Origin of the sequence: Shewanella electrica, from assembly GCF_022321485.1 — a bacterium.
GTDB lineage: Bacteria > Pseudomonadota > Gammaproteobacteria > Enterobacterales > Shewanellaceae > Shewanella > Shewanella electrica.
This window is the reverse complement of sequence record NZ_JAKOGG010000004.1, coordinates 202355-227919: the sequence shown is the minus strand read 5'-3', so window position 1 is coordinate 227919 and position 25565 is coordinate 202355. Positions and strand designations below refer to the sequence as shown.

Below are 25565 nucleotides of genomic sequence, written 5' to 3'. Positions count from 1 at the left end.
TATGACCTCGGAATTTCATACCATTGGCCTCATCGGCAAACCTCACCATCAAGGCACCCAGCAAACGTTAACGCGTTTACTGCATTGGCTGCATCAAAAAGGGTACGAGGTACTGGTGGAGGAACGAGTCGCATCAGAGCTTGGTGCCAAGGTCGAAGCGGTCGATTTGCTTGAAATCGGTGAACGCTGCCAACTGGCAATTGTGGTGGGTGGTGACGGTAATATGCTGGGCGCGGCTCGCGTGTTAGCACGGTTTGATATCGCGGTCATCGGTGTAAACCGCGGCAATCTTGGCTTCTTAACCGATCTGTCTCCCGATGCGTTTGAAGAACCGCTTGCCGAGGTATTAGCGGGCCGCTACGAGATTGAGCATCGCTTTTTGCTGGAAACCAAAGTGTATCGTCACGGTGAAGTCAAAGCCTGTAATACGGCGGTGAACGAGGCGGTACTCCACCCGGGTAAAATCGCGCATATGATTGAATTTGAAGTCTATATTGACGACAGATTCATGTATAGCCAACGTGCCGACGGCATGATTGTCTCCACGCCAACAGGCTCAACTGCCTATTCATTGTCTGCTGGCGGCTCGATTTTGACGCCGAATCTGGCGGCATTGATTTTAGTGCCCATGTTTCCGCACACCCTCTCCTGCCGCCCGATTGTGATTGATGCCTCCAGCATCATTAAGTTGGTAGTGTCGCCGCACAATGGCGAGCCGTTAGAAGTCGGCTGTGATGGTCATGTGACCTTAGCCGTGCTGCCAGGCGATGAGATTATTATCCAGCGCAGCAGTGAACAGCTGAAGTTGATCCATCCTAAAGGGCACAATTACTTCCACGTGCTGCGTAATAAGCTCGGTTGGGGCAGTAAGCTATTCTAAGCCATCGAGGTTTTAAGTTAGCTTGCGGTTGAGCAGACGACCTACCCGTGTTGCTGATGTTGCCAAGTGGCGTGAACAACCGTGTTTTTTTCAAACAGATAACACCAACTTTTGATAGTTAATTACATTTAGCAATTAAACGCCGAGATTTCCCCTTCCTTTTAAACGCCGCCATCTTACCGAAGCGGCGTTTTTTATTGCGGTAACCTGCTGTTTTAACTTTATTTATATTACTTATTCAGTTTTTACATATTTAACAATCGCCAACTGCGAGTGATATGGATCACATTCCGCTTTTGTAAAAAACCGCCAGCTTTACACCTCGGATGAAATAACCAGATCACTTTATTGCAAAAAGCAGCTAATTAGTGGGGGTAAATTAATAATCAGAATAAAAATCCATCGGTAAATTCTTTTACAGAATTAAACGCCAATTTATTTTGCGACTAATGTCACATTCACTCTGTTTCAGTTTTAGCTTAAGTTCTCATTGATAAAAACTGTCCAAATTCCTCCCTAGCAAGATGATCCAGATCATGTTGGTGTGGCCTGAATTGATAAAGATTATGCTGAATTAAAAAATGACCGGTAGTTGTCGTGTGGGGAAGCCGGGCAAATAACACATAACAAAGCAACATGATAATAAAGGGGCAACAATGAGCTTTCTGCAACTTCTCGCTAGTTTAAGCCCGGTGATCAGCGTCATGCTGTTCCTGGTGATATTGCGCTTACCTGCTTCCAAAGCTATGCCAATTTCGGCATTAATCACCGCTTTGGCCGCTATATTTGTGTGGCAAATGGACACCAACATGTTGGCGGCATCGGTGGTTGAAGGGCTGTTGTCAGCCATCACGCCGCTCACCATCATCTTCGGTGCAGTGTTCCTGTTAAACACCCTCAAATATTCCGGTGCAATGGATACCATTCGCGCCGGTTTTACCAATATCAGTGCCGATGCGCGGGTGCAGGTGATCATCATCTGCTGGCTGTTCGGTTCGTTTATTGAAGGTTCGGCCGGTTTCGGCACGCCAGCGGCGATTGGGGCGCCACTGTTGGTGTTACTCGGTATTCCGCCCGTTGCCGCCGCCGTCGTGGCACTGATTGGTGACTCAGTGTGCGTGTCGTTTGGCGCCATTGGCCTGCCGGTGACCTTTGGTATGGAGCAAGGCTTAATTCAAAACGGTACCAGCATGGCCAGCGGTTACTTCGCAGAGCACGGCGGCAACTTTGCCGGTTATGCGCAGTTTATCGCCCACCATATGATCTCAATGGACTTGATCATCGGCTCGTTGATCCCGTTGGTGATGGTGTCGGTGTTAACTGGCTTCTTTGGTCGTAACAAGTCTTTCAAAGAAGGTTTAGCCATTTGGAAATTTGCGCTGTTCGCCGGTTTTGCCTTCACCATTCCCGCATGGACGATTAACTATTTCGCCGGTCCTGAGTTCCCGTCAGTGATTGGTGCATTGATTGGTATGGCAATTGTAATTCCCGTAGCACGTAAAGGCTGGTTACTGCCAGCAACCCCGTGGAATGACTTCGCCGAAAACGATGCCAATGAAGACGGAGCGCAGCAAACCGAAGTCCGCTTCTCGCAATTCGCGGCGTGGACACCTTATCTAATCATGGCGGCACTGCTGGTATTGTCTCGGGTGGTTACGCCATTTAAAGCATGGTTGAACAGCTTCAATATCAGTGTCACCGATATTATGGGCACTAGCTTAAAAGCAAGTTTTGCCACTTTGTACGCACCGGGCATCTTCTTTGTGGTGGTGTGCATCTTGGGCTTCTTCCTGTTCAAAATGAACAGTCATGCCATTAAAACCTCGGTGGCAGTGTCATGTAAATCCATGGTGCCAACCATCATTTCCTTAGGTGCATCAGTGCCTATGGTAAAAATCTTCCTCAACTCAGGCACTAACGATGCGAGTTTGTCGTCGATGCCGGTGGCGCTAGCTAACCTGTTAGGAAGTTCTCTGGGTTCTGTGTGGGAGTGGGTATCGCCGATTGTCGGTATCTTTGGTGCGTTCTTGTCTGGTAGCGCCACCTTCTCCAACATGATGTTCTCCGGTTTGCAGTACAGTGTCGCCGATAAAATCGGTGGCAATCACACACTATTTCTTGCACTTCAGGGCATGGGCGCCAACGCCGGTAACATGTTGTGCGTGATGAACGTCGTTGCAGCAGCCACCGTGGTGGGTATGGCTGGGCGCGAATCTGAAATCATCCGCAAAACAATGCCAGTGGCGATTTGCTATGCACTACTGGCTGGGACTATCGCCTTTATTTGGGGCGGATATTAACAGCCAACTGAATAATAACGCCGAGCGGAAACCCATGTCGTTTCCGCCAATTCAGTGAGTTCAATGTATAAAGAGATGCATTATGTCTATTAATTATCAAGCAGTAGTACAGGACTTGCGTCACTCTCTGGGGGAAAGCGCGGTTAGTGATGATCCTGTGCGCCGTTTTGCCTGGTCAACCGACGCCAGTTATTTTCGCATAGTGCCTGAGGTGGTAGTGCATGCAGAAAATCTTGAGCAAGTAAAACAAACACTTGCTGTTGCAAGAAAACACCAAGCACCTGTTACCTTCCGCGCCGCTGGCACCAGCCTGTCAGGCCAAGCGATTGGTGAAGGTATTTTGTTGATGTTGGGCTTTGACGGTTTCCGTACCTTAACAATCAACGATGACGCGTCTGCCATTACCTTAGGTGCCGCCGTTATTGGTAGCGATGCCAATACTGCACTCAAACCGTTTAACAAAAAAATTGGGCCAGATCCGGCAACGCTCGCATCAGCGATGGTGGGTGGGATCTACTCCAACAATGCGTCTGGCATGTGCTGCGGTACGGCGCAAAACAGCTATCAAACGGTTAAATCTGTCAAGTTAGTACTGGCTGATGGCACTGAGTTAGATACCGGTAACGAAGCCTCAAAAGCAGTGTTCCGTGAAACTCACGCTAACCTGCTAGAGCAAGTTAAAAGCCTCGGTGAAATGGCGCGTGGTAACGCAACCTTGGCGGCGCGTATCCGTAAGAAATACGCCATCAAAAACACCACCGGCTACAGCCTCAATGCGCTGGTCGACTATGAAGATCCGTTCGATATTATCGAGCACATCATGGTCGGCGCCGAAGGCACGTTAGCGTTCGTTAACGAAGTCACTTATCACACAGTGATTGAAGCCAAATATAAAGCCTCCGCCATGGCGGTATTTTTCAATATGGAAGATGCTGCGCGTGCCATTCCGCCAATTATTGGCGACAGTGTTGCCGCGGCAGAGCTGCTCGACTGGGCGTCAATCAAAGCGGTGACCGGTAAACCCGGCATGCCAGATTGGATTGCTTCACTCCCCGAAGGCTCAGCCATTCTGCTGATTGAGTCACGCTCTGACGACGAAGCGGTGCTTGATGGCTACACCAAAGATGTGATTGAAAAACTGGCCTTCTTGGAAACCGAACGCCCTATCACCTTCAGTAAAGATCCTGCGGTGTATGGCAAATACTGGGCGATGCGTTCAGGCTTATTCCCCATCATTGGTGGTGCCCGTCCAAAAGGCACTTCGGTGATTATCGAAGACGTGGCGTTTGACGTTGAGCACTTAGCCAGCGCCGCCCATGACTTAACCGAGCTGTTCCATAAACACGGTTATCATGAAGGGGTGATCTACGGCCACGCGCTAGCGGGTAACTTCCACTTCATCATTACACCAACATTTGCCACCCAAGACGATATCACTCGCTTCCATAACTTTATGGATGATGTCGCCGATATGGTGATCAATAAGTACGATGGCTCAATGAAAGCCGAGCACGGCACAGGTCGTGCGGTAGCACCGTTTGTGGAAGCTGAATGGGGCACCGAAGCCTACACCTTGATGAAAAACATCAAGCAGGTTTTCGATCCACAAGGGTTGTTGAACCCCGGTGTTATCCTCAACGACGATAAAACCGTGCACATCAAAAACATCAAACCTTGTCCGGTAGTCGATGATTTTGTTGACCGTTGTATCGAATGTGGTTTCTGTGAAAAAACCTGTCCAACCACCGCGTTGAACCTGACACCACGGCAACGTATTGCCACCTTGCGTGAGATCTCTCGCTTAGAGAGTGAAGGCGACAAAGACGGTGCGGAGAAAATGCGGGCAGCGGCCAAATACGACGTGGTCGATACCTGTGCCGCCTGTCAGCTGTGTACCATCGCCTGTCCGGTGGATAACAGCATGGGCAACTTGGTGCGTAAGCTGCGCACGCCGTACATTACTAGCACCCAGCAAAAAGTGCTCGATTTCCAAGCCAACAACTGGGGCGCAGTAAATACCGCATTAGCCACCGGCTTTAACATCCTCAACGTGCTGCATAAAGTCACTGGCGATAGCATCACTGGCGGTTTGATGAAAGCGGGCCGGATGATCTCTAGCGAAGTGCCGTACTGGAATCCTGATTTCCCTAAAGGCGGCAATCTGCCACAGCCATCAGCGCCAATCGCGGGTCAGCCAAGTGTGGTTTACTTTGCTGCTTGTGGTGGCCGTACCTTTGGTAAAACACCGCAAGATCCTGACGACCGCACCCTGCCGGATGTTACCGTCACCTTGTTGGAACGCGCTGGCTTTAACGTCATCACCCCGCCTAAAACCCGTAGTTTATGCTGCGGCCAGATGTGGGAGTCTAAAGGTGACTTTAAAAACGCCAACGGCAAGCGTGATGAACTGATCGGCGTACTGCGCGACATCTCGAACAACGGAGAAATCCCGATTGTGATTGATGCGCTGTCATGTACCTATCGCACGCTAACAGGCAACCCAGAGTTTAAGATCCTCGACTTGGTGGATTTTATTCATGATGAAGTGATGCCAAAACTCACCATCAAGAAAAAATCCGCCGTGGCGCTGCACTTAGGTTGCTCAGCGCGCAAGATGCATATTGAGCCGAAGATGGAAGCGATTGCGGCAGCCTGCTCTAGCAATATTGTGCGCCCAGCAGGCATCACATGCTGTGGTTATGCCGGTGAGAAAGGGTTATACAAACCTGAAATCAACGAAACGGCACTGCGCAATATTAAGAAGCTGTTGCCAACCGAGGTGCAAGAAGGCTACTACGCTAACCGCATGTGTGAAGTGGGCTTAAGCCATCACAGCGGTATCTCGTATCGCCATCTGGCGTATCTGTTAGAAGAGTGCAGCCGCTAATTTGCTGCGACAAGAGGAGCTACGGCTCCTCTTTTCATTTATGCAATAGTAAAAATTCACACCCAAAAATAAATATAAATTTAGTCATTATTTTCATTGGGTTAGTTATTTCTCAAAAATGAGAAAATCCACTTAATCATTTACTGATTAAGCACTTTAGCTAACAAAATGAAAGGTATATATTCGACAACGTATTGCGCTAACACTGAATAAATCGAGCAGCTCACAAACTGCCATCAGCCAGTACCACGTTGTTTTGTCGTGTAAAAGCACTTAAGGAAATAACCATGAAAATTGCATTATTTATTCCCTGTTTGGTGAATCAGCTAATGCCCCAAGTGGCAATCGCCACACTAGAATTACTCGAGAAACTGGGGCACCAAGTGATTCTGCCACAAGGGCAAACCTGCTGCGGCCAACCGATGACCAACTCCGGTTGCTTCAACGAAGCACGCAGCACCGTTCTCAAACTGTTGAACGCGTTTAAAGGGGTCGACTGTGACGCCATCGTCTGCCCTGCCGCCTCTTGCTTGGTCGCTGCCAAAGAAAACTTCCACGAGTTTGATAACTCCGCCGAAGCGCAAGCGGTGCTCAACAAGCTGTATGAACTGACCGAGTTTCTGCACGATATTGCGCCGGTTGGCGAGTTCAAACGGCCGCTCGCATACAAAGTCAGTATGCAGATGTCCTGTCACGGCTTGCGGATGTTAACACTGGCAAAAGCCACTGAGTCGATGACACCGGAGTACAACAAGCTCGAAGCACTGCTCAATAAAGTCCCAAATATTGAAGTGGTTTACCCCGAACCGCACGATGAATGCTGCGGTTTTGGCGGCACCTTCGCCATGGATGAGGGCGCCGTATCGGCCAAAATGGGCAAGGACAAAGCAACGGCGCACGCCAACACTGGCGCGCGCTATGTTGTTGGCTATGATCCGTCCTGCCTGATGCACTTAGACGGCATGATCCGCCGCCTCAAGTTGCCGATTGAAACGCGTCATCTGGCGCAAATTCTCAACGACGCTATCTAAGGAGGGCAGCATGGCAACCACTACCACCGCTAACCACGCTGAGAAAGCCGAGATTTTCTGTCGCGATGAAAGCCGCGTTGATTGGCATTCAAAAGCCCTGTGGTTACTCAGACAAAAGCGTGACCGCGCCGCCAGTTCCCTGCCTGAATGGGAGCAACTGCGGGAGCTAGGTTCACAGTACAAGCTGCACACGCTGTCGCATCTGGGGCAATATCTGGAGCAGTTTGAAGCCAACTGCCTCAAACAAGGCATTCAAGTGCATTGGGCCAAAGATGGTGCTGAGCACAACCGCATCGTGCATGAGATTCTGGCCAAGCACCAAGTCAAAAAGCTGGTGAAGTCAAAATCGATGCTCACCGAAGAGTGCCACCTGAATCCCTATCTGGAACAGCACGGCATCGAAGTGATTGATACCGACCTTGGCGAACGCATTATTCAGTTGAACAAGCAGCCACCATCACACATCGTAGTGCCCGCCATTCACCTCAAAAAAGAGGAAGTAGGCGAACTGTTCCATGAAAAAATCGGTACAGAAAAGGGCGCCAGCGATCCTACCTATTTGACGCGTGCCGCGCGGCAACATCTGCGCGAACAGTTCCTCAGTGCCGATGCGGCGATGACTGGCGTGAATATGGCGATTGCTGACCAAGGCGCCATTGTGGTTTGTACCAACGAAGGTAACGCCGACATGGGCGGCAACCTGCCGGGGCTGACGCTGCACTCGATGGGCATCGACAAAATGGTGCCCAACATGGAGGCCGCTTCGGTACTTTTACGCACCCTCGCCCGTAACGCCATCGGCCAACCTATCACCACCTACAGCAGCTTCTATCATGGTCCGAAACCGGGCGGCGAAATGCACATTATCATCGTCGATAATGGCCGTACTAAAGCGCTGCAAGATGAGTTGTTAGCAGAGTCGCTGAAATGTATTCGCTGCGGCGGCTGTATCAACACTTGTCCGGTGTATCGCCGCAGTGGTGGCTACAGTTATAACTACTTTATTCCCGGCCCTATCGGAATCGCGGTGGGCGCGCAGCAGGATGACACCAACACCACCGCGTGGGCGTGTACGCTTTGCGGCTCTTGCACCTACGTGTGCCCAACCAAAGTGCCGCTCGATAAGATCATCGCTTATCAACGCCGCCTAAAAGCCGAGCAAGGCAAATTGCCTTACGGCAAGGAACGCTACATGCCGATTGTTGGCAAAGTGATGGGCAGCGCCACGGTGTTTAACTGCGCCATGAGCGTCGCGCGCTTTAGCTTACGCCATCTACCACACGCCATGCTCAAGCCGTTCTCTGGCGCTTGGGGCAAATATCGTGAACTGCCCAAAGCACCAAAAACCAGCTTTGACACTTGGTATAAACAGAACAGGAGCAAATAGCATGTCGAGCAAATCTGATATTTTGGCCGCGCTTGGCAGCGGCGCCCTCAAACCTCATCCATTACCGCAGGTGGAGATTGCGCCGCGGTTAGACGATCTGGTGGGTCAGTTTGAAGCCAGCGTCAAAGCGGTCGGCGGCACGCTGATAAGAGACAATGCATTAGCGGCACTGCAGCAGCAAGTGGCGAGCTTGGTGGCTGATGGTCAGCAAGTCATATCACAAGTGGCCGATGTGAGAGGCAACCGCGCCACACCTGAAGATCCGCATGCGCTGCGCGACATCAACTATGCAGTGATCCAAGGCGAGCTAGCCGTTGCCGAAAATGGCGCCGTATGGGTGACCGAACAAGGCGCTGGCATTCGTATAGCGCCGTTTATCTGCGAAAACTTGTTATTGGTGGTACGCGCCGAACAACTGGTGGCCAATATGCATGAGGCATTAAAGCGGGTGAACTTGGAAAACGTGGGCTACGGCACCTTTATTTCGGGGCCATCCAAGACCGCCGATATCGAGCAAGCCTTGGTGATTGGCGCCCACGGTGCCTGCACACTAACGGTGTATTTGTTGTGAGATAACACACCGTCATTAGCAACAAAAACACCAGCGAGATGCTGGTGTTTTTTTTAGCGCGAGCAAAGACGTTACACGTTGAAGTAAAACAGCGCGGCCTGCATACAGACGAAGGACAATACCCCAGCCAGAATATCGTCGGCCATCACGCCCAAACCGCCATCAACATTACGATCTAACCAGCGGATCGGCCACGGTTTTAGTATGTCGAAAATACGGAATAACACAAAGCCCGCCAGCAGCCATTGCCACGTGATGGGGGCGGCAAACATGGTGATCATGTAGCCCGCTACTTCATCCCAAACAATCGCTTTATGGTCGTGAACGCCTAAATCCTTCGAGGTCTTGTGGCAGATGTAGATGCCCAACACACACGCCAGAAATGTCACCACCACATAACCAGATTGTGGCAGCAGTGACATGAGTAACACCACCGGAATCGCCGCTGCCGTACCAAAAGTACCGGGCGCAACTCTGGCTAAACCACTGCCAAAACCCAAGGCTAAAAAGTGGATCGGATTACGTAAACTCAACGGCGCTAACGCCGGACTTTTAGCAAAAAACTTCATCTAAAAATGTTGAAACCCTGATGCTGTCGGTACATATTCCTTGCCCGCTAACATCAGCGTCAGCTTTTGTTGGGCATAGATTTGACCAATTTTAGTGAATTTCACCCCGGCGTGACTCAGTGCCACATCAAGGGCACCACGCTGGGCTTCAGGTACGGTGAACAGCAGTTCGTAGTCTTCACCGCCGCACAACGCATAATTACGTGCTGCTTCGCTGTCTACGCTGTCGCGCATCGCTTGCGATAATGGCAATTGCTCAACCTCAATCACCGCGCCGACGCCAGAAGCTTTCATCACATGTTGGATGTCGGAGTATAAACCATCAGACAAATCGATTGCGCTAGAGGCAATGCCACGCAGCGATTGTCCAGCTAACACCCGAGGTGTTGGATGATAATGGCGGTTGACCAGATATTCGCGATGCTCAGTGCGTACTTGACGCTTGTGCTGCAAAATATCCAGCCCTAACGCTGAATCGCCTAAGCTACCAGTGACATAGATCCAATCACCGGGACGCGCACCGCCACGGGTCAAGGCTTTGCCTTCAGGGATCTGGCCATTCACCGTAATGGTAATTGACCGCGGACCACGAGTGGTATCGCCGCCGACCAAGGAGATCATGTAGTAATCGGCCGCTTCAAACAGGCCGTTACTGAACTGCTCTAACCAAGTGTCGTCAGCTTCAGGCAGCGTCAGCGCCAAGGTCATCCACGCTGGCTCTGCACCCATGGCTGCTAAATCGGACAGGTTAACCGCAAGCGCTTTGTAGCCTAACGCCTGTGCGGGCATGTCTGGCAGAAAATGCACATTCTCTACCAAGGTGTCACAAGAAATCGCTATCGATTTATGCTCGGCGGGTTGAACCAACGCGCAATCATCGCCGATGCCCAGCTTAACATCCTTACGCAGATGTCCTCGTCCATTGAAGAAGTGGTCTATCAGTTGGAATTCTTTCATGCTAATCCTGACCGACTAGGGTCTGCTGCAATGAAAAACGGTATCCGCAGATACCGTTTTATTAAGGAAGGTGCGAACCAACATTCGCCAAATGACCGAGTTGCACTCGCACGTTCCTCAGCTTATTTTTGCTTGATAAGTTTGTCGAGAATACCGTTAACAAACTTATGGCTGTCGTCAGCGCCAAACGCTTTCGCCAGCTCAATCGCTTCGTTCACCACCACTTTTTGTGGCGTGTCTTTACGGTAGCTCAGCTCAAACGCGGCCAAACGCAAAATGGCTTTCTCGATTGGGTCAACGTCTTCAAATGGACGCAGCGCCAAATACGGGATCACCAGTTGGTCAAGCTCTGCGTGCTTGGTCGCCGCACCAACGAACAGTTCGCGGAAATAGGGAATATCCACACCGTCGACAGTTTGTTCTGTGAGAAACTCGTGCTCAACATCAGCAACATTGTTGCCGCTCATTTGCCAAGAATAGATGGCTTGAACCGCTAAGCGGCGGGCTCTGCGGCGTTCAGATGGCTTCATGAAATACCTGTCTTACAGTTGTTCTTCGAGTGCTTTGAGCACGTTTACCATTTCCAGCAAACTCAGGGCAGCTTCGCCACCTTTGTTGCCAACTTTAACACCAGCGCGGTCGATGGCTTGTTCGATAGTATCTGTGGTCAACACACCGAAAGATACTGGAGTATCGAATTCCAACGCTACTTGCGCGAGGCCTTTGTTACATTCACCAGCAACAAAGTCAAAATGCGGTGTACCGCCACGGATCACGGCGCCCAGCGCGATGATGCCGTCGAATTTACCGCTAGCCGCTACGCGACGAGCAGTTAATGGCAGCTCGTATGCACCTGGCACACGCACTACTGTGATATTGTCTTCGCTTACCTGACCAAAACGCTTCAGGGTGTCTAATGCCCCTTCCAGCAGACTGTCGACGATAAAGCTGTTGAAACGGGAAACGACGATGGCCACTTTGGCGTTTTTCGCTTCGATATTACCTTGAACAACGTTCATCTTATTACCCAATATAAGCTAAAGCACCCGGCCCGGGCGCAAAAATTGGCGCTATGATAGCACGCAAACTGCGCCTAAGCCCCCTAAATGATGTTTCAATACGCCATTTTCTTTCTGGCGTTATTCGTCAGCAATGTATTCGCTGACTTCCAAACCAAAGCCACCCAAGGAGTGATAACGCTTCGGCGAACTCAACAGTCGCATTTTTTTCACTCCGAGCGAAGCCAGAATTTGCGAACCGACACCCACACGTTGCGAGGTTTTTTGCTTTCTCGGCGTCGGCACGATTGCGTGGTTATCTTCTGCTTCAAAGGCTTTCACTTTGGCAATGATATCGTCGTTAGTCTCTTGGTTGCCGAGCAGCAACATCACGCCGCCCTCTTTGCCAATTCTTGCCATCGCTTTATCTAGCGGCCAGCTGCGCACTTCATCGCGCTCGGAGAACAGCAAATCGTTGAAGGTGTTTTTCAAATGTACCCGCACTAACACATCAGCGCCAATCTCACCACGCATCATGGCGTAATGCAGTTGGTTATCGATAGTGTCGCGGAAGGTATGCAAAGTAAACTCACCGAAACGGGTGGGCAGTTGGCATGAGCCTTCCAATACCACAGTGGTTTCGTTGTTGTTACGGTATTCAATCAAATCAGCAATGGTGCCGATTTTAATGCCATGTTCAGCGGCAAACACTTCCAGCTGTGGACGGCGCGCCATAGTGCCATCTTCGTTAAGGATTTCGACAATCACTGACGCGGGTTCAAGCCCTGCCAGACGCGCCAGATCACAACCGGCTTCGGTGTGACCCGCACGTACCAACACGCCACCGGGTTGCGCTTCCAGCGGGAAGATATGCCCTGGCTGCACGATGTCGCTTGGCTTAGCATTTTTAGCCACTGCGGCTTCAACGGTGCGCGAACGGTCATGCGCGCTAATGCCGGTAGTCACGCCTTCGGCAGCTTCTATCGACAAGGTAAAGTTGGTAGAAAATGCCGCGCCGTTGTCACGTACCATCAGCGGTAAGTTCAACTGGCGACAACGCTCTTTGGTCAGCGTTAAGCAGATCAAGCCACGCGCATAACGCGCCATAAAGTTGATCGCTTCGGGAGTGATTTTTTCAGCGGCAATAATAATGTCGCCTTCATTTTCACGGTCTTCATCATCCATCAGAATGACCATTTTGCCCTGACGGATATCTTCTACAATCTCTTCAATGCTATGAATCGCCATAATACGACCTTGGATTTCCACTCACTTTTGAGCAGTAAATTTTAACGTGTTGTCGGTAAACAATCAGCGCCGATGCCACTAAAGCACGGCACAGATCAACGAATAAAGCCAGATTTCGCCAATAGTTCCATGGTCACACCGCCCGCACTTGGCGCGGCAGGCGCTTGCATCAAACGCTCCAGATAACGGGCAATTTGATCCACTTCCAAGTTAACGCTATCGCCCGCTTTGAGCAGCGGCAGTGTGGTTTCACCCGAGGTATGCGGCACGATGGTTAGGCGAAAGCGATGCCCTTGTACTTCGTTCACGGTTAAGCTTACGCCATCAATGGCGATTGAGCCTTTGTGAGCGATATAACGGGACAACTCGGCGGGCGCTTCTAACCAGTATTCAGTGGCTTGCCCACGAGGATGCACTTCGACAACGCGTGCTTGCCCATCAATGTGACCACTGACTAAGTGACCGCCCAGACGGGTGGATGGCGTGACCGCTTTTTCCAAGTTAACTGCGTGGCCAACTTGGTAAGTATCAAAACCTGTGAGGCTGACAGTCTCTGCCGAAACATCGGCGGTATAGCTGTCGGCGCCGAGCGCGACCACGGTGAGACACACGCCGTTGGTGGCGATACTGTCGCCGAGTTTTACATCGCCCATATCGAGCTTACCCACCGCCACAGTCAGGCGGATATCATCACCGCGGCGCTCAATAGCGCGAAGGCGGCCAACCGATTCAATAATGCCGGTAAACATGGGTTATGCACCTATTTTCAAAATCATACGCGTATCAACGCCGACTTGACGCTGATCGATAACAGTTAACTGAGGTATGTCGCTCATCTGCTGATAGTCTGGCAGATTGAGCAGATTGCGGCCATGGGCACCGAGAATTTTGGGCGCTTGATACAGCACCAATTCATCGGCCAAGCCCGCCTCAATAAAGGCACCACATAACGTTGCGCCCGCCTCCACCAGCACTTGGTTGTGCTGAGCGCCGAGGTGATTGATGAGCGCGGCTAAATCTACGCGACCATTGACGGCGGGCAACTGCAAACAGGCCACATGGGCCGGCAGTTTGGCTTTAACATCGTCAGCATAGGCTTGGCAACTGACCAGCAATACTGGCGATTCAATGCTGAGTAATTTGGCATCCAGCGGCATGCGGCAGTTGGAATCCACTACCACACGCAGCGGTTGGATCAGTGACTCTGCGGTCAATGTCTCCGCCAACGTGCCGAGTTCACTATGACGCACGTTCATTGATGGGTCATCCGCCAACACTGAGCCGATGCCGGTAATCACCGCGCAACTCAGTGCGCGCAAGCGCTGCACATCACGCCGCGCCGCCGCACCAGTAATCCACTTGGATTCGCCGTTGGCTAACCCGGTTTTACCATCGAGGCTGGCCGCCAATTTGAGTCGCACATATGGGCGTTGCCGCTCCATGCGCGAGAGAAAGCCGGGATTTAGCGCGCGCGCTTCGGCTTCGAGTAAGCCGCTAGCGACTTCAATCCCCGCAGCGTTGAGCATCGCCAAACCTCGGCCAGCCACTTGTGGATTGGGGTCGGTCATCGCCGCCACTACGCGTTTTAAGCCGTTATCAATCAGCGCTTGCGCGCATGGCGGCGTGCGGCCGTAATGGCTGCAAGGCTCTAAGGTGACATAGGCAGTGGCACCGCGCGCTTTGTCGCCCGCCATCCGCAGCGCATGCACTTCGGCGTGCGGGCCACCGGCGCGTTGATGCCAGCCTTCGCCGACAATCTCGCCGTTATCATCAACGATAACGCAGCCCACATTAGGATTCGGCCGCGTGGTGTAACGTCCGTTGGCGGCGAGTTGAATAGCGCGCGCCATCATGGCGCGATCAAGCAGTGACCACATATTATTTCTTCTGCAATTTGGCGATGGCTTCGCCAAACTCTGATACATCTTCAAAGGCACGATACACCGAGGCAAAACGGATGTAGGCCACTTTATCGAGTTCGATCAGCTGTTCCATCATCAGGTTGCCGATCATCTCTGAGGTCACTTCGCGCTCACCTGTGGCGCGCAGTGCCGATTTAATCTTGTTAATGGCGTCTTCGATACTGTCGATAGACACTGGACGTTTTTCTGCCGCCCGCAACATACCGCCACGGAGTTTTTCTTCATCAAACGGCTGACGTGAACCATCACGTTTAATCACCCGTGGCATCACCAACTCGGCACCTTCAAAGGTGGTAAAGCGCTCATGGCATTGCGTACATTCACGGCGGCGGCGCACTTGATGGCCTTCGGCGACCAGACGGGAGTCGATCACTTTAGTATCGGTGGCACTGCAAAATGGGCAATACATGGAATGTCTCCTGCGAGATAAAAGAATGGCGCTCGTTTGCAGTCCTATACAAACGAAAATGGCCGCTAACTATAGCGGCCATGGGAGTTTATCGCATTCACCTATAAAGGTTAACCATAAACAGGGAAGCGAGCGCACAGTTCCAGCACTTTGGCTTTCACGTCAGCGATAACTGCTTCGTCTTGTGCGTTATCCAGCACGTCACAGATCCACTGAGTCAACTGCTCGCTTTCTGCTTCTTTGAAACCACGGCGAGTGATTGATGGCGTACCGATACGGATACCTGAGGTCACAAATGGTGAACGAGGGTCATTAGGTACTGAGTTTTTGTTAACGGTGATGTTAGCAGCGCCCAGTGCAGCGTCCGCTTCTTTACCGGTCAGTTCACGGCCGATTAAGTCCACCAGCATCAGGTGGTTTTCAGTACCACCAGACACGATTTTGTAACCGCGTTCCAAGAACACTTTTACCATCGCTTTCGCGTTCAATACCACTTGTTGTTGGTAAGCTTTGAATTCTGGTTCCAGCGCTTCTTTGAAGGCTACCGCTTTACCCGCGATAACGTGCATCAATGGGCCACCTTGGCCACCTGGGAAGACTGCGGAGTTCAGTTTTTTGTACAGGTCTTCATCGTCAGCCGCAGAGAGGATCAAACCGCCACGTGGGCCTGCCAAGGTTTTGTGCGTAGTGGTAGTCACTACGTGCGCATGTGGTACTGGGTTAGGATAAACACCCGCAGCAACCAGACCCGCAACGTGCGCCATATCCACGAACAGGTATGCGCCGATTTTGTCAGCGATTTCGCGCAGTTTAGCCCAGTCAACAATGCCTGAGTACGCAGAGAAACCACCGATGATCATCTTAGGTTTGTGTTCCAGTGCTAACGCTTCGAGCTGCACGTAGTCAATCTTACCTGCGTCATCCACACCGTAAGGAATGATGTTGTACAGTTTGCCAGAAAAGTTAACTGGTGAACCGTGGGTCAAGTGACCGCCATGAGCAAGGTTCATCCCTAAAACGGTATCGCCAGCTTGCAGCAATGCCATATAAACCGCGCTGTTGGCTTGTGAACCTGAGTGCGGTTGCACGTTCGCATAAGTGGCGCCGAACAGCTCTTTAGCACGTTCAATGGCTAATGTTTCAACCACGTCAACGTATTCACAGCCACCGTAGTAACGTTTGCCTGGGTATCCTTCAGCATACTTGTTGGTTAACTGTGAACCCTGCGCTTCCATGACGCGTGGGCTAGTGTAGTTTTCAGAAGCAATTAGCTCGATATGTTCTTCCTGACGGCGAGTTTCGTTATCAATCGCCTGTTTCAGCTCAGGATCATAATCAGCAATGTTCATACTTTTCTTCAGCATCGGATACTCCAGCTGGACAATATCTAGTAGGTAGGGTTGCGCGTATTCTACTCTGAGCTGCGTCACAATCCCACCCTTGCTTATGATGAAAATCTCTCGGGTTTTAAATGATACTGTTTCAAGGAGAGAACAAATGCTGCAACAATTCTATACTTGTTGAATGGACGAACAGCTGTAATGATATAACTCATTGGTTTTTATATGGACATTATGCATTTGCGTCAACTTATCCTCCTCGTCATCGCGCTGCAATTTGGCATGTTACAAGGGTGCGCCAGCTATGTGGCCGATCAAATCGTACACCCTGAAAAATCGTTAGCTGACATCCCCGCGCCTAAGACCTTTTATGCGCCGTTGCGGCTGCAAAATCATAGCGATTGCCAAGCGCCGTGCCTGCACTATGTGACCGGGGCGCCGCTCACCGATGATGATGAGCTATTGCCGCTAGAAGCAACCTTTGCCCAAAGCCCAATGGGACAAACGCTCACGCTCGCCCCTGACCAGCAGCATTTTCAAGGGACGGTGGTGCTAATTCACGGCTACACCGCGAACTGGAGTTGGATGATAGGTTGGAGCAACTATTTTCAAAGCTTAGGCTTTAATACCGTGATGCCCGATCTGCCGGGGCATGGTGCCACCACCATTGATGACTTCAGCTTTGGCGTACGCGATACCCGTTACCTCAAACCGCTGCTTGAACAGTTAGCTCTGCCGCGCCCTTGGATTGTTGTCGGCCATTCGATGGGAACCATTGTTGCGAGTTATCTGGCACAAGCCACCGATGCCAGCGGCCTGCTATTAATTGCGCCGAGCAGCCCACTGTCCCAAGCGTCGGTTCGTGCCGCGCAGGCTTTTCATCCCTTTGCCAGCCGTTTGGTACCTAATAGCAGTTTAGTGGCGGGCAGCCAGCAAGCACTGGCGCAGCTCAAGATTGACGATGCACAAACCGATCTACGGCAAGTATTAAGCCATTGGGCGCAGCCCACTATGGTACTCAACGCCAGCGATGATGAAGTGATTGGCAACGAATGGATTAAAGCATTAGCGCAAGTTCGCCCGTATGAATATCACCAACTAACCGGCAACCACGCCGGCATTTTAAAACCGTCGCCAGATGCCAAAAAGTTGGTGTTAGATTGGTTAAGCAGTTTAACGCTGCCACCAACGCCGCCATTAGCGCCGCTTGCACCCGCAGCGCAATAACTCAGATCAGCTATAAGAAAGCGCCCCAAAGAATGGGGCGCCGATGGTGAGTTACACATTGGGCCGACTAACAGCACAGAATGTCGGCCAAGTTGTGATATGCGTTGTGCATACGCCATATGCTACTAGCGACATGTGGCGTACCAACCGTAAGGTTAATAGAGATCGCGGTGATAACGTTGTTGTTGCTGTAAGGCGGTCAGCGCGTTGTCACCCAGCAGTTGTTGCAATGCCAGTTGGACACCAGCGCCAATACCGTCAATGCTTCCACACACATACAGATGGGCACCATCGGCGAGATATTGCTGCAACCGTTCGCTATGTTCATGCAAGAGTTGCTGCACGTATTTGCCTTGATACTCCGGTTGATGGCTGCGACTCCAAGCGTAGTCCAACTCGGTCAGCGTGCCGTTCGCCAGATGGCGTTGCAGCTCATCCGCGTAGTAGTTATCTAGCTCGGCGTAACGCTCCCCAAACAGTAACCACACCGGTGAGCTAAACCCTTTGTCAGCACGCGCCGCCAAGAAACTCAAGTACGGTGCTAAACCTGTGCCGGCCCCCAATAACACCAGCGGCACATCATCCTCAGGCAGTTGGAACGCACTGTGCGGTTTGATACGCAGCTGCAATTTATCACCAGCCTCGACCGAGGCTAACAAGCCAGAACCGCGGCCGAATAAGCCGTTATCCAATACCACCTTACGCACCATTAACCGCAGTTGCTGGTTGTTATCCGTGCTGGCAATGGAGTAACTACGCAGCGCCAAATCCGCAGTATTTGCCAGATAATCTTCAACTGACAGAGGCTCGACCGCCGCACCAAACTCTTTATAGAGTGACTGCACTTGCCACAATGGCATTGGCTCACCGTACGTGGTCACCAACTCATCGCCACTAAAACCAATGAGGTTAAGATGAGCACGGCACTGTGCTTCCGTGGCATATGGCATCAGCTCGACTAAATCGCCGGGCTGCCAGTTATCGGCCAGATGCAGCACCACGTCATAGACTTCACGGGTGGTGTCTTCATTCAAACAACGGGCGCTAACCACAGTTGCACTACTGAAGCCGCTATCAAGTTCCGCCACGTTGAGTGATAACTGCTGCGCTAACGCTTGATTCCATTGTTGAATGGTTTGTTCAGCACCACGGTCAACTTCGGTTAGCGGCAGCAAGGTCGCCGCGCCCAACGCATTAAAACGCTCAGCCAGCCAGTGACCAAAGGCACAGAACTGTTGATATTGACTGTCACCAAACGCCAGCACGGCCACTTGTACGTTTTGCAGCACGGTATTGGCCTCCGCCAAGCGTTGCTGAAATTGCAGCGCAGTATCTGGTGGCTGGCCTTCACCATACGTTGATGCCAACAGCACCACTTGCCGGTACTGCACTAACTCATCCGGCTCAATTTTGCTGACGCAGCGCAGGTGGGCGTTATGTTCTTGCTGGGCAAACCACGCTTGCAGACGTTTACCATAGGCCGCCGCCGTGCCACTCTGGCTAGCATAAGCAATCAGCGTATCCGCCGCACCAGATACCGCTTCCTTCGGCCGAGCACGACGATTAAAGAACAGCCATACGCCCGTCACCGCAAAAGAACCAAAGGCCAATGCCCCGAGCGACCAGATAATGCGCCCCGGCAAGCCGAAATAGAGCCCGGTGTGGAAGGCGTAGATATTTGCCAGAATATAATCGCCGCCGCTGAGGTCAGCGTAGCGTTGCTGTGCCAGCACCTTGCCGGTGGAAAGATCGAGACTCACCGCAGAAAACGCATGATGATGGGGCGCATCATTATCCAGGTAACGAATATTCAACGCATCACCCGGCTTACGCGGCAGATACAAACGCGCAAAATGGCCGTTAGGAATAATGCTCTGCATGGTTTGCCATGCCGCATCAAGATCGACCTCAGCACTACTGCTCTTCAACGCCAGATTTGGTTTAGGCGCGGACGTTTCTAGCATGCTACGAACACCATCGCGATACCAATCAAACGCAAACCACGGGCCAGTAAGCGCCATGATAAAAATCGGAATAAACAGCCAAGTGCCAAGCAGTGCATGCCATTGCCACAACAGATGGCGACCCGAACTGCCCTTCTTCCACACCAGCCAGTCTTTCACGTTGCGCCAGTTATCTGGTGCGCGACGGATAATGCCAGCGATCAAAAAGATAATCGACATGATACAGGCGGTGCCAGTAAACAAACTGCCGATAGAATTGGGCATCAGTAACCACCGGTGCAACGCCATGACCGTGCCAAAAAACTCAGTGATGGCTGGACGGGCGCCGAGCAACTCGCCGGTATACGGATTAAACGTCTGCCACTCGCGCTGCTTCGAGGTAGGATCGCTATACAAGGCGCGCCCGGGTTCATCCGCAGCCTCTTCGAGATAGATGCGTTCAAGCTTTTTCCCCGGAAGTGCTAATGCGGGCAACAGCTGTGCTGGTGCCATAATCTGCGCTTGCGGCGTGACTTTTGGCGTTGGCCATGCGCCAACAATTTGATCTTCAAAGGCTAATAAGCCGCCAGTTAATCCCACCACCAGCAGTACCGCAGCGCTGGCAAGGCCTAACCATTGATGTACGCGAAAACTGATCCGCTGAACCCACTTTTTTGACATAAATCTACATGAGAATTGTTTTCAGTTGCATCAATATATAAGCAATTAGCGGATTGAGCTAGTCATTGATCAGCCAAATTTACCGAACTTTGCGTTGGTTAACAGCCAAGGTAATATCAACGGTCAGTTAGTTAGCCGTTGAATATCAAGCAACTGAAATAATTAAGGTAAAATTAAGCATTCTCACCGTGATGGCTGACTCGCTGCATGCAGCACAAAGGGCTAGCTCAGCTTGCTGCGAAACACAAAATACACCGCGCCAACCAGACACAGACCAGCCCACAGATAATCTAACTTAAGCGGTTCTTTCAAATAGAACAGTGAAAACGGTACAAACACCATTAAGGTGATCACCTCTTGCAGGATTTTTAGCTGCCCGACACTCAGCACGGTATAGCCGATGCGGTTGGCAGGCACTTGCAGCAGATACTCAAATAGCGCAATGCCCCAACTGATCAGTGCGGCAATCAGCCAAAACTTGTTATTGAGTTCTTTAAGATGAGCGTACCAAGCAAAGGTCATAAAGATATTACTGCAGATCAGCAAACAAACCGTTATCGCTACAGGATTCATCGCAGCTGTTACCACGCCCGTTATGCGGGGATTCAAGGAAAGGTGGCGCATTTTACGTCAGCCATCGCCTTGGGTAAATCGCCATTCAATCAAGAAATGCGGCCGCTCACTGCAACTCGGCCACCAAGCTGGCAACCCACTCGATAAATAGCCGCAGCCGCTTGGGTTGATAGCGACGCGACTCATACAACATGGCTACCGGCATTGGCGCTGGCAGATAGTCCGGTAATACTGTCACTAGCTCACCTTGCGCAATCAATTGATTCGCCCCATGCAACGGCATCTGCGCTATGCCCATGCCCGCCAAACAAGCCGCTAGATAAGCATCTGTGGTACTGACTGACAGCAAACTGCGCATGGCGACGCTATCATGTTGGCCGTTACAGTAATACTCAAAGCCATCGGCTTGCTGCCGAATCCCCGGCGAGTAATCAATCAGATAGTGCTGAGCGAGATCTGCTAGCTGCTGCGGACGGCCATATCGCGCGATATAACTGGGGCTGACGCAGTTTACCAGCGGAAGTTCACCCAGTTTTTTGGCGATCAGCTCGCTGTCGCTGAGCGTACCGACCCGCAGTACACAATCCAGCTGCTCTTGAATTGGATCGATACGGTGGTCGGCACCAATCAGCCGAATGCGCGTATCGGGATGTTGTGCAAACCATTCAGACAAACGCGGCGCCAACACCTGCGAGAAAAAGCGCCCCGGCATATCGACACGAATTTCACCGCTGATGCTGTGACTTTGCTGCTGGAATTGATTCTCTAAGCCCTCAATTTCATCGAGCAACTTCAGACATTGTGGCAAAAAACGCTCGCCCGCTTCCGTCAAAGTCACCCGCCGCGTGCTGCGTTGTAGCAAACGGCTTTGCAGGTGGCTTTCTAAACGAGTTACCGCGCTAGACACTGCCGATTTAGGTACATTTAGCCGCTCTGCCGCTTGCGTAAAACTGCCAGTTTGCGCCACCAGCGCAAAGCGCTTCATGCACTCGAGTTTATCCATGGTTCACCTCAAACCGTTGTTGCCGTTGCGCGGCATGCAGGCACGGCCATTGTTCAGATTAAGTGAATAGTCTTGTTTGATTTAACCAATTTATCAAGCAAATCCGGTTAGCTAGACTAGCCCTCGTTGATATTGACTACACATTTGGTCTGTTATTTAGCATGAGGATAAAACCATGAATAAGCTTGCAGTGATTACTGGCGGTAGCCGCGGTCTAGGGCGTAGCGGCGCCTTAGCGCTAGCGCGTAACGGCGTGGATATTGTACTGACCTACCTTAACAATGAAGCAGCGGCCGCTGAGGTCGTCGCCGAGATAACCGCACTCGGGCGCAATGCGGTGGCATTAAAGCTGGATATGCGTGACTTTGCCGCCTATGCCCCGTTTATCGAGCAACTACAACAACGCCTGCCGCAGCAGTTTGGCCGTAACGATGTGGATTACCTGCTGAATAACGCCGGTACTGGTTTACAGCAAGCCTTTGCAGATACCACGATGGCGCAAGTGGATGATCTCTACAACTTGCACCTAAAAGCGCCCTACTTCTTCACCCAAGCCATGCTACCACTGCTGAAAAACGGCGGCCACGTGCTCAATGTGTCATCAGGATTAGCCCGATTTTCACTGCCGGGGTACAGCGCCTATGCCATGATGAAGGGCGGCGTTGAAGTCATGTCGCGTTATCTAGCCAAAGAACTTGGTGAGCGCGGCATCAGCGTTAACACTTTGGCCCCTGGCGCGATTGCTACTGACTTCAATGGTGGTGGTGTACGTGACAACGCCCAAGCTAACCAGTTTGTTAGCAGCGTTACCGCCAAAGGACGTGCTGGAGAAGCTGACGATATTGGTGCCGTCATTGCCATGTTGTTAAGCGATAACAGCCATTGGATCACTGGCCAGCGGATTGAAGCGTCGGGTGGGATGTTTTTGTAGTAATGACAGGAAACATCAAGTCGTCGACATCGGCGACTTGATATCACCCGTTGATAACGGCTTACTCGTCTTTACCTAAGTGCCGCAGCTCGGTCGCCTGCGCCACCGTTAATGGGTAGATCGCTTTGATCAGACATTGCGACGGCAATAATTGCGGATTACCAATCGTTGCCGGACGATCACTGAATTGTGCGATCAAGCTGTTGCGGCCGACAATCACTGAGCTTGCGTTAGCGATATCAGAACAGCGGTTTTGCAAGGTAAACAGATAATCTTCACCGCGGCTGGTAATTAACACGCTTTGCTCCGACAAGGCTTCCCAACGACGCATCTTAAAGTTTTTGATATCTCGCGCAGGCGCTAACTGTTGCTGAACGATATATTGCTGATATAGCTGTTCACGTTGTTCCTCAGTAAGCCCTGAGGAGCTACTGGCGCAACCCGCGACTACCGCGACCGCCAACAACATTGCGTAGACTTTCATTTTTTATTTCCTCTCCATTGAAGACAGCGCTGCATGTATTAGCCAACTTCTGCACGCCGTCCAGCATCCCTGTTTCTTGCTAACGTTGTGACTGACAAACAGACGTAACGTTGCCAAAAGATATCTTAGTCAATTTAACGGATTGGAGAACAGAGAAATCATAAGGAAATATTTCGTTAAGTTAACGGCAAGACGCCTAGGCACGGAACTGATTCACCAGTTGCTCTTGCGCTTGCACGAGCTGCTCTAAATGTTCACTGGACTGAGCCAAGGCGCTAACGCCAGCGTAGCTGTCCTCGGTAATATCGGCGATTTGACGCACATTACCCGCGATATGTTCACAGCTAGTCTGTTGCTGTACCGCCGCACTGGCGATCTGTTCGCTGTTACGACTGACAGCATCAATCAGTTGCTGAATTTGCTGCATACAATTGGCGGTATCGGCACTGTGCTGCAATCCCTCCGCCATGGCGGTTTGACAGTTATCCATCAAGGTCACCGTCGCGTGGGCACGTTGTTGCAACTGTTCGATAATCTGCTTGATGGTGTTGGCCGATTCACCAGTTTGCTGCGCCAAGGTACGCACCTCACTGGCAACTACCGCAAAACCACGGCCATGTTCCCCGGCCCGCGCCGCTTCAATCGCAGCATTCAGCGCCAGCAGATTAGTTTGCTCAGATACACCTTTAATCACATCCAACACGCCACCGATATCATTAGCAGAGCTGTCCACCGCTTTGAGTGAATCACTGGCTTGATGCAGATGTTTTGCGAGGATTTCCGTGCCGTCGATACTGATATTGACCTGCTGTCGGCCTCGGCTGACCGCGCTGCCCATATCAATAACGCTATCGAGGGATAACGCGGCCGATTGGGCCACCTCCTCGACCGCGGCGGCCAACTGCACCATGGCGATATTCACTTGCTGAGTTTGCGCTCGCTGGGCATCTAACGCCTGATGCGTCTGCTGTGAGCGGCTGCGAGTCTGCTCAGACACCTGAGTTAGCTGCGAGGCACCCTCGGTAAACTGCTGTAGCATCTGCCGAATATGACTGATCAGCGCATTGGTGCTGTTGGCGAGTAAGCCAAATTCGTTATGACTGCTGTAGTTGACTTGTTGACCTAGATCGCCAGCAACAGCAGCATGTTGCACTTGCAGTAGCTCCTTAAGTGGCCGCTTAATCGACAGATAGATATTGAGCGTCACCCACATGGCCAGCGGCAATGAGCTTAATAACATGCCGAGCGTGAGCCAAAAACCGGTATGCAACGCTTGAGTGACTTCGCTGGCGCTGTCGGTCACTAGCTGATGCGCCGCTTGGTCAACCGCGCCTAACACGGCGATGGCGTAATCAATGGTGCCACCAGTTAAGTCGATGAGTTGTTGCCGTTGTTGTTTTGCTTGGATCTGCTCAGTTTTGGCTTGTTGCAAATCGCTCAGCAGTTGCGTCAATGCGGGCGTCGTCGCGGTTAACCATGGTGCCAACGTCTGTTGTGCTTGGCTGAATTCAAACTCATCACTGGCCGCCACCAAGGCTACCACCGCTGGCTGCAACTCGGCAATGGTGGCATCGTGACCGAGCTGACGCCATTGCTGCTGCGCCGCAATAACTGCGGCACTGGCGTTAAGCATAGCCTGATGTTGCTCACCGAGTTGTTTGCCTTGGGCAAAGTAATCTTCATCAAGACTGGCTAATGGCGCAATCAACGACAGTAACTCTTCGTTGTGCTGTGCCAGTTGCTGTAGTTGTTGCAGGGCGGCATCAAACTCTGTTTGTGAAGTGACAAAGTTATCGATGGCGGTAATAGCAAGATGACTATCATCAATGCTCGGCACACTCTTCAGTTGCCGGTCGGCATTGAGCAGCACTTTGCCCAGTTGATTGGTTTGCAGCACCAGTGGCGTAGCGTTGTCAGTCATCAGCCGCAGTTGCTGCTGCACTTGCTGGCCGTAGAGTAAATTAGCGGCGGCACTGACCAGCAGCAACACACCAAGTAGCGAGAAACCACCAATCACTTTTTGAGTCAGTGACAGTCGCACGCGAAGGCGTCGACCCAAGGCGGTAAATAGGGAAAGCGTGGAACGCCAAACAGCCATCAACAACATCCTTCAACGGATTAGCCACGGCGCAACGGCATGATTCACCAGTGTCTGCCGTGACACTAAATAACGCTAGTTTAAGAAGCTTCGATGACAGAACCATGACATTCGGGGCCGTCGTCC

Annotated in this window: 22 protein-coding genes; 8 read left to right on the top strand and 14 right to left on the bottom strand. The window is 51.5% G+C overall.

Annotation, left to right across the window (positions count from 1 at the left end; genetic code table 11):
• Nucleotide 1 precedes the first annotated feature (1 nt).
• The 6 genes from nadK to L9G74_RS07910 all read left to right on the top strand — a co-directional run bounded on the left by nadK (nucleotide 2) and on the right by L9G74_RS07910 (nucleotide 9056).
• Nucleotides 2-880 carry an NAD(+) kinase gene (gene nadK, locus L9G74_RS07935; protein ID WP_238895765.1) on the top strand — a complete coding sequence of 293 codons (879 nt, stop codon included), beginning with the start codon at nucleotides 2-4 and terminating at the stop codon, nucleotides 878-880.
• Between the two features lie 656 nt (nucleotides 881-1536).
• Nucleotides 1537-3180 (top strand): L-lactate permease, encoded by a 1644-nt coding sequence (locus tag L9G74_RS07930; protein ID WP_238895764.1) that lies wholly within the window; start codon nucleotides 1537-1539, stop codon nucleotides 3178-3180.
• Between the two features lie 82 nt (nucleotides 3181-3262).
• The gene (locus tag L9G74_RS07925; RefSeq protein WP_238895763.1) at nucleotides 3263-6067 is read left to right on the top strand and encodes an FAD-binding and (Fe-S)-binding domain-containing protein; all 2805 of its coding nucleotides are present in this window, start codon (nucleotides 3263-3265) and stop codon (nucleotides 6065-6067) included.
• Nucleotides 6068-6354: 287 nt separating this feature from the next.
• The gene (locus L9G74_RS07920; RefSeq protein ID WP_238895762.1) at nucleotides 6355-7098 is read left to right on the top strand and encodes a (Fe-S)-binding protein; all 744 of its coding nucleotides are present in this window, start codon (nucleotides 6355-6357) and stop codon (nucleotides 7096-7098) included.
• Nucleotides 7099-7108: 10 nt separating this feature from the next.
• Complete coding sequence (locus L9G74_RS07915; RefSeq protein WP_238895761.1) at nucleotides 7109-8485, top strand: lactate utilization protein B; 1377 nt, start codon at nucleotides 7109-7111, stop codon at nucleotides 8483-8485.
• 1 nt (nucleotide 8486) lies between these two features.
• Nucleotides 8487-9056 (top strand): LutC/YkgG family protein, encoded by a 570-nt coding sequence (locus tag L9G74_RS07910; RefSeq protein WP_238895760.1) that lies wholly within the window; start codon nucleotides 8487-8489, stop codon nucleotides 9054-9056.
• A 71-nt stretch (nucleotides 9057-9127) separates the two neighbouring features.
• On the opposite strand, the gene L9G74_RS07905 is transcribed toward L9G74_RS07910, so the two are convergent.
• The 9 genes from L9G74_RS07905 to glyA form a co-directional block, all read right to left on the bottom strand.
• Nucleotides 9128-9625 carry a phosphatidylglycerophosphatase A family protein gene (locus L9G74_RS07905; protein WP_238895759.1) on the bottom strand — a complete coding sequence of 166 codons (498 nt, stop codon included), beginning with the start codon at nucleotides 9623-9625 and terminating at the stop codon, nucleotides 9128-9130.
• On the bottom strand, nucleotides 9626-10582 hold the full coding sequence (thiL, locus tag L9G74_RS07900) for a thiamine-phosphate kinase (RefSeq protein ID WP_238895758.1): 957 nt from the start codon (nucleotides 10580-10582) through the stop codon (nucleotides 9626-9628).
• A 122-nt stretch (nucleotides 10583-10704) separates the two neighbouring features.
• Nucleotides 10705-11112, bottom strand: coding sequence for a transcription antitermination factor NusB (nusB, locus tag L9G74_RS07895; protein ID WP_238895757.1), 408 nt, complete (start codon nucleotides 11110-11112; stop codon nucleotides 10705-10707).
• A 12-nt stretch (nucleotides 11113-11124) separates the two neighbouring features.
• The gene (ribH, locus tag L9G74_RS07890) at nucleotides 11125-11601 is read right to left on the bottom strand and encodes a 6,7-dimethyl-8-ribityllumazine synthase (protein ID WP_238895756.1); all 477 of its coding nucleotides are present in this window, start codon (nucleotides 11599-11601) and stop codon (nucleotides 11125-11127) included.
• Nucleotides 11602-11721: 120 nt separating this feature from the next.
• A complete protein-coding gene (gene ribBA, locus L9G74_RS07885; RefSeq protein WP_238895755.1) occupies nucleotides 11722-12828 on the bottom strand; it encodes a bifunctional 3,4-dihydroxy-2-butanone-4-phosphate synthase/GTP cyclohydrolase II in 1107 nt (368 codons plus the stop codon).
• A gap of 95 nt (nucleotides 12829-12923) precedes the next feature.
• Nucleotides 12924-13577 (bottom strand): riboflavin synthase, encoded by a 654-nt coding sequence (locus L9G74_RS07880; RefSeq protein WP_238895754.1) that lies wholly within the window; start codon nucleotides 13575-13577, stop codon nucleotides 12924-12926.
• 3 nt (nucleotides 13578-13580) lie between these two features.
• Nucleotides 13581-14705: a bifunctional diaminohydroxyphosphoribosylaminopyrimidine deaminase/5-amino-6-(5-phosphoribosylamino)uracil reductase RibD gene (gene ribD / locus L9G74_RS07875; protein ID WP_238895753.1), complete on the bottom strand. Its 1125-nt coding sequence runs from the start codon at nucleotides 14703-14705 to the stop codon at nucleotides 13581-13583.
• Nucleotide 14706: 1 nt separating this feature from the next.
• A complete protein-coding gene (nrdR, locus tag L9G74_RS07870; protein ID WP_238895752.1) occupies nucleotides 14707-15159 on the bottom strand; it encodes a transcriptional regulator NrdR in 453 nt (150 codons plus the stop codon).
• A gap of 110 nt (nucleotides 15160-15269) precedes the next feature.
• The gene (gene glyA / locus L9G74_RS07865) at nucleotides 15270-16523 is read right to left on the bottom strand and encodes a serine hydroxymethyltransferase (RefSeq protein ID WP_238895751.1); all 1254 of its coding nucleotides are present in this window, start codon (nucleotides 16521-16523) and stop codon (nucleotides 15270-15272) included.
• Between the two features lie 201 nt (nucleotides 16524-16724).
• Here glyA and L9G74_RS07860 point away from each other — a divergent pair, with 201 nt between their 5' ends.
• The gene (locus L9G74_RS07860; RefSeq protein WP_238895750.1) at nucleotides 16725-17726 is read left to right on the top strand and encodes an alpha/beta hydrolase; all 1002 of its coding nucleotides are present in this window, start codon (nucleotides 16725-16727) and stop codon (nucleotides 17724-17726) included.
• Nucleotides 17727-17881: 155 nt separating this feature from the next.
• Here L9G74_RS07860 and L9G74_RS07855 read toward each other — a convergent pair whose 3' ends face one another.
• The 3 genes from L9G74_RS07855 to L9G74_RS07845 all read right to left on the bottom strand — a co-directional run bounded on the left by L9G74_RS07855 (nucleotide 17882) and on the right by L9G74_RS07845 (nucleotide 21926).
• Entirely contained in the window at nucleotides 17882-20350 is a 2469-nt protein-coding gene (locus tag L9G74_RS07855) for a PepSY domain-containing protein (protein ID WP_238895749.1), read from the bottom strand.
• Nucleotides 20351-20572: 222 nt separating this feature from the next.
• Nucleotides 20573-20923, bottom strand: coding sequence for a DMT family protein (locus tag L9G74_RS07850; protein WP_238895748.1), 351 nt, complete (start codon nucleotides 20921-20923; stop codon nucleotides 20573-20575).
• 106 nt (nucleotides 20924-21029) lie between these two features.
• On the bottom strand, nucleotides 21030-21926 hold the full coding sequence (locus tag L9G74_RS07845) for a LysR family transcriptional regulator (RefSeq protein ID WP_238895747.1): 897 nt from the start codon (nucleotides 21924-21926) through the stop codon (nucleotides 21030-21032).
• Nucleotides 21927-22101: 175 nt separating this feature from the next.
• On the opposite strand from L9G74_RS07845, the gene L9G74_RS07840 reads away from it, so the two are divergent.
• Nucleotides 22102-22857, top strand: coding sequence for an SDR family NAD(P)-dependent oxidoreductase (locus tag L9G74_RS07840; RefSeq protein ID WP_238895746.1), 756 nt, complete (start codon nucleotides 22102-22104; stop codon nucleotides 22855-22857).
• A 61-nt stretch (nucleotides 22858-22918) separates the two neighbouring features.
• Here L9G74_RS07840 and L9G74_RS07835 read toward each other — a convergent pair whose 3' ends face one another.
• On the bottom strand, nucleotides 22919-23341 hold the full coding sequence (locus tag L9G74_RS07835) for a DUF6491 family protein (RefSeq protein WP_238895745.1): 423 nt from the start codon (nucleotides 23339-23341) through the stop codon (nucleotides 22919-22921).
• Nucleotides 23342-23537: 196 nt separating this feature from the next.
• Nucleotides 23538-25439 (bottom strand): methyl-accepting chemotaxis protein, encoded by a 1902-nt coding sequence (locus tag L9G74_RS07830; RefSeq protein WP_238895744.1) that lies wholly within the window; start codon nucleotides 25437-25439, stop codon nucleotides 23538-23540.
• Nucleotides 25440-25565 lie beyond the last annotated feature (126 nt).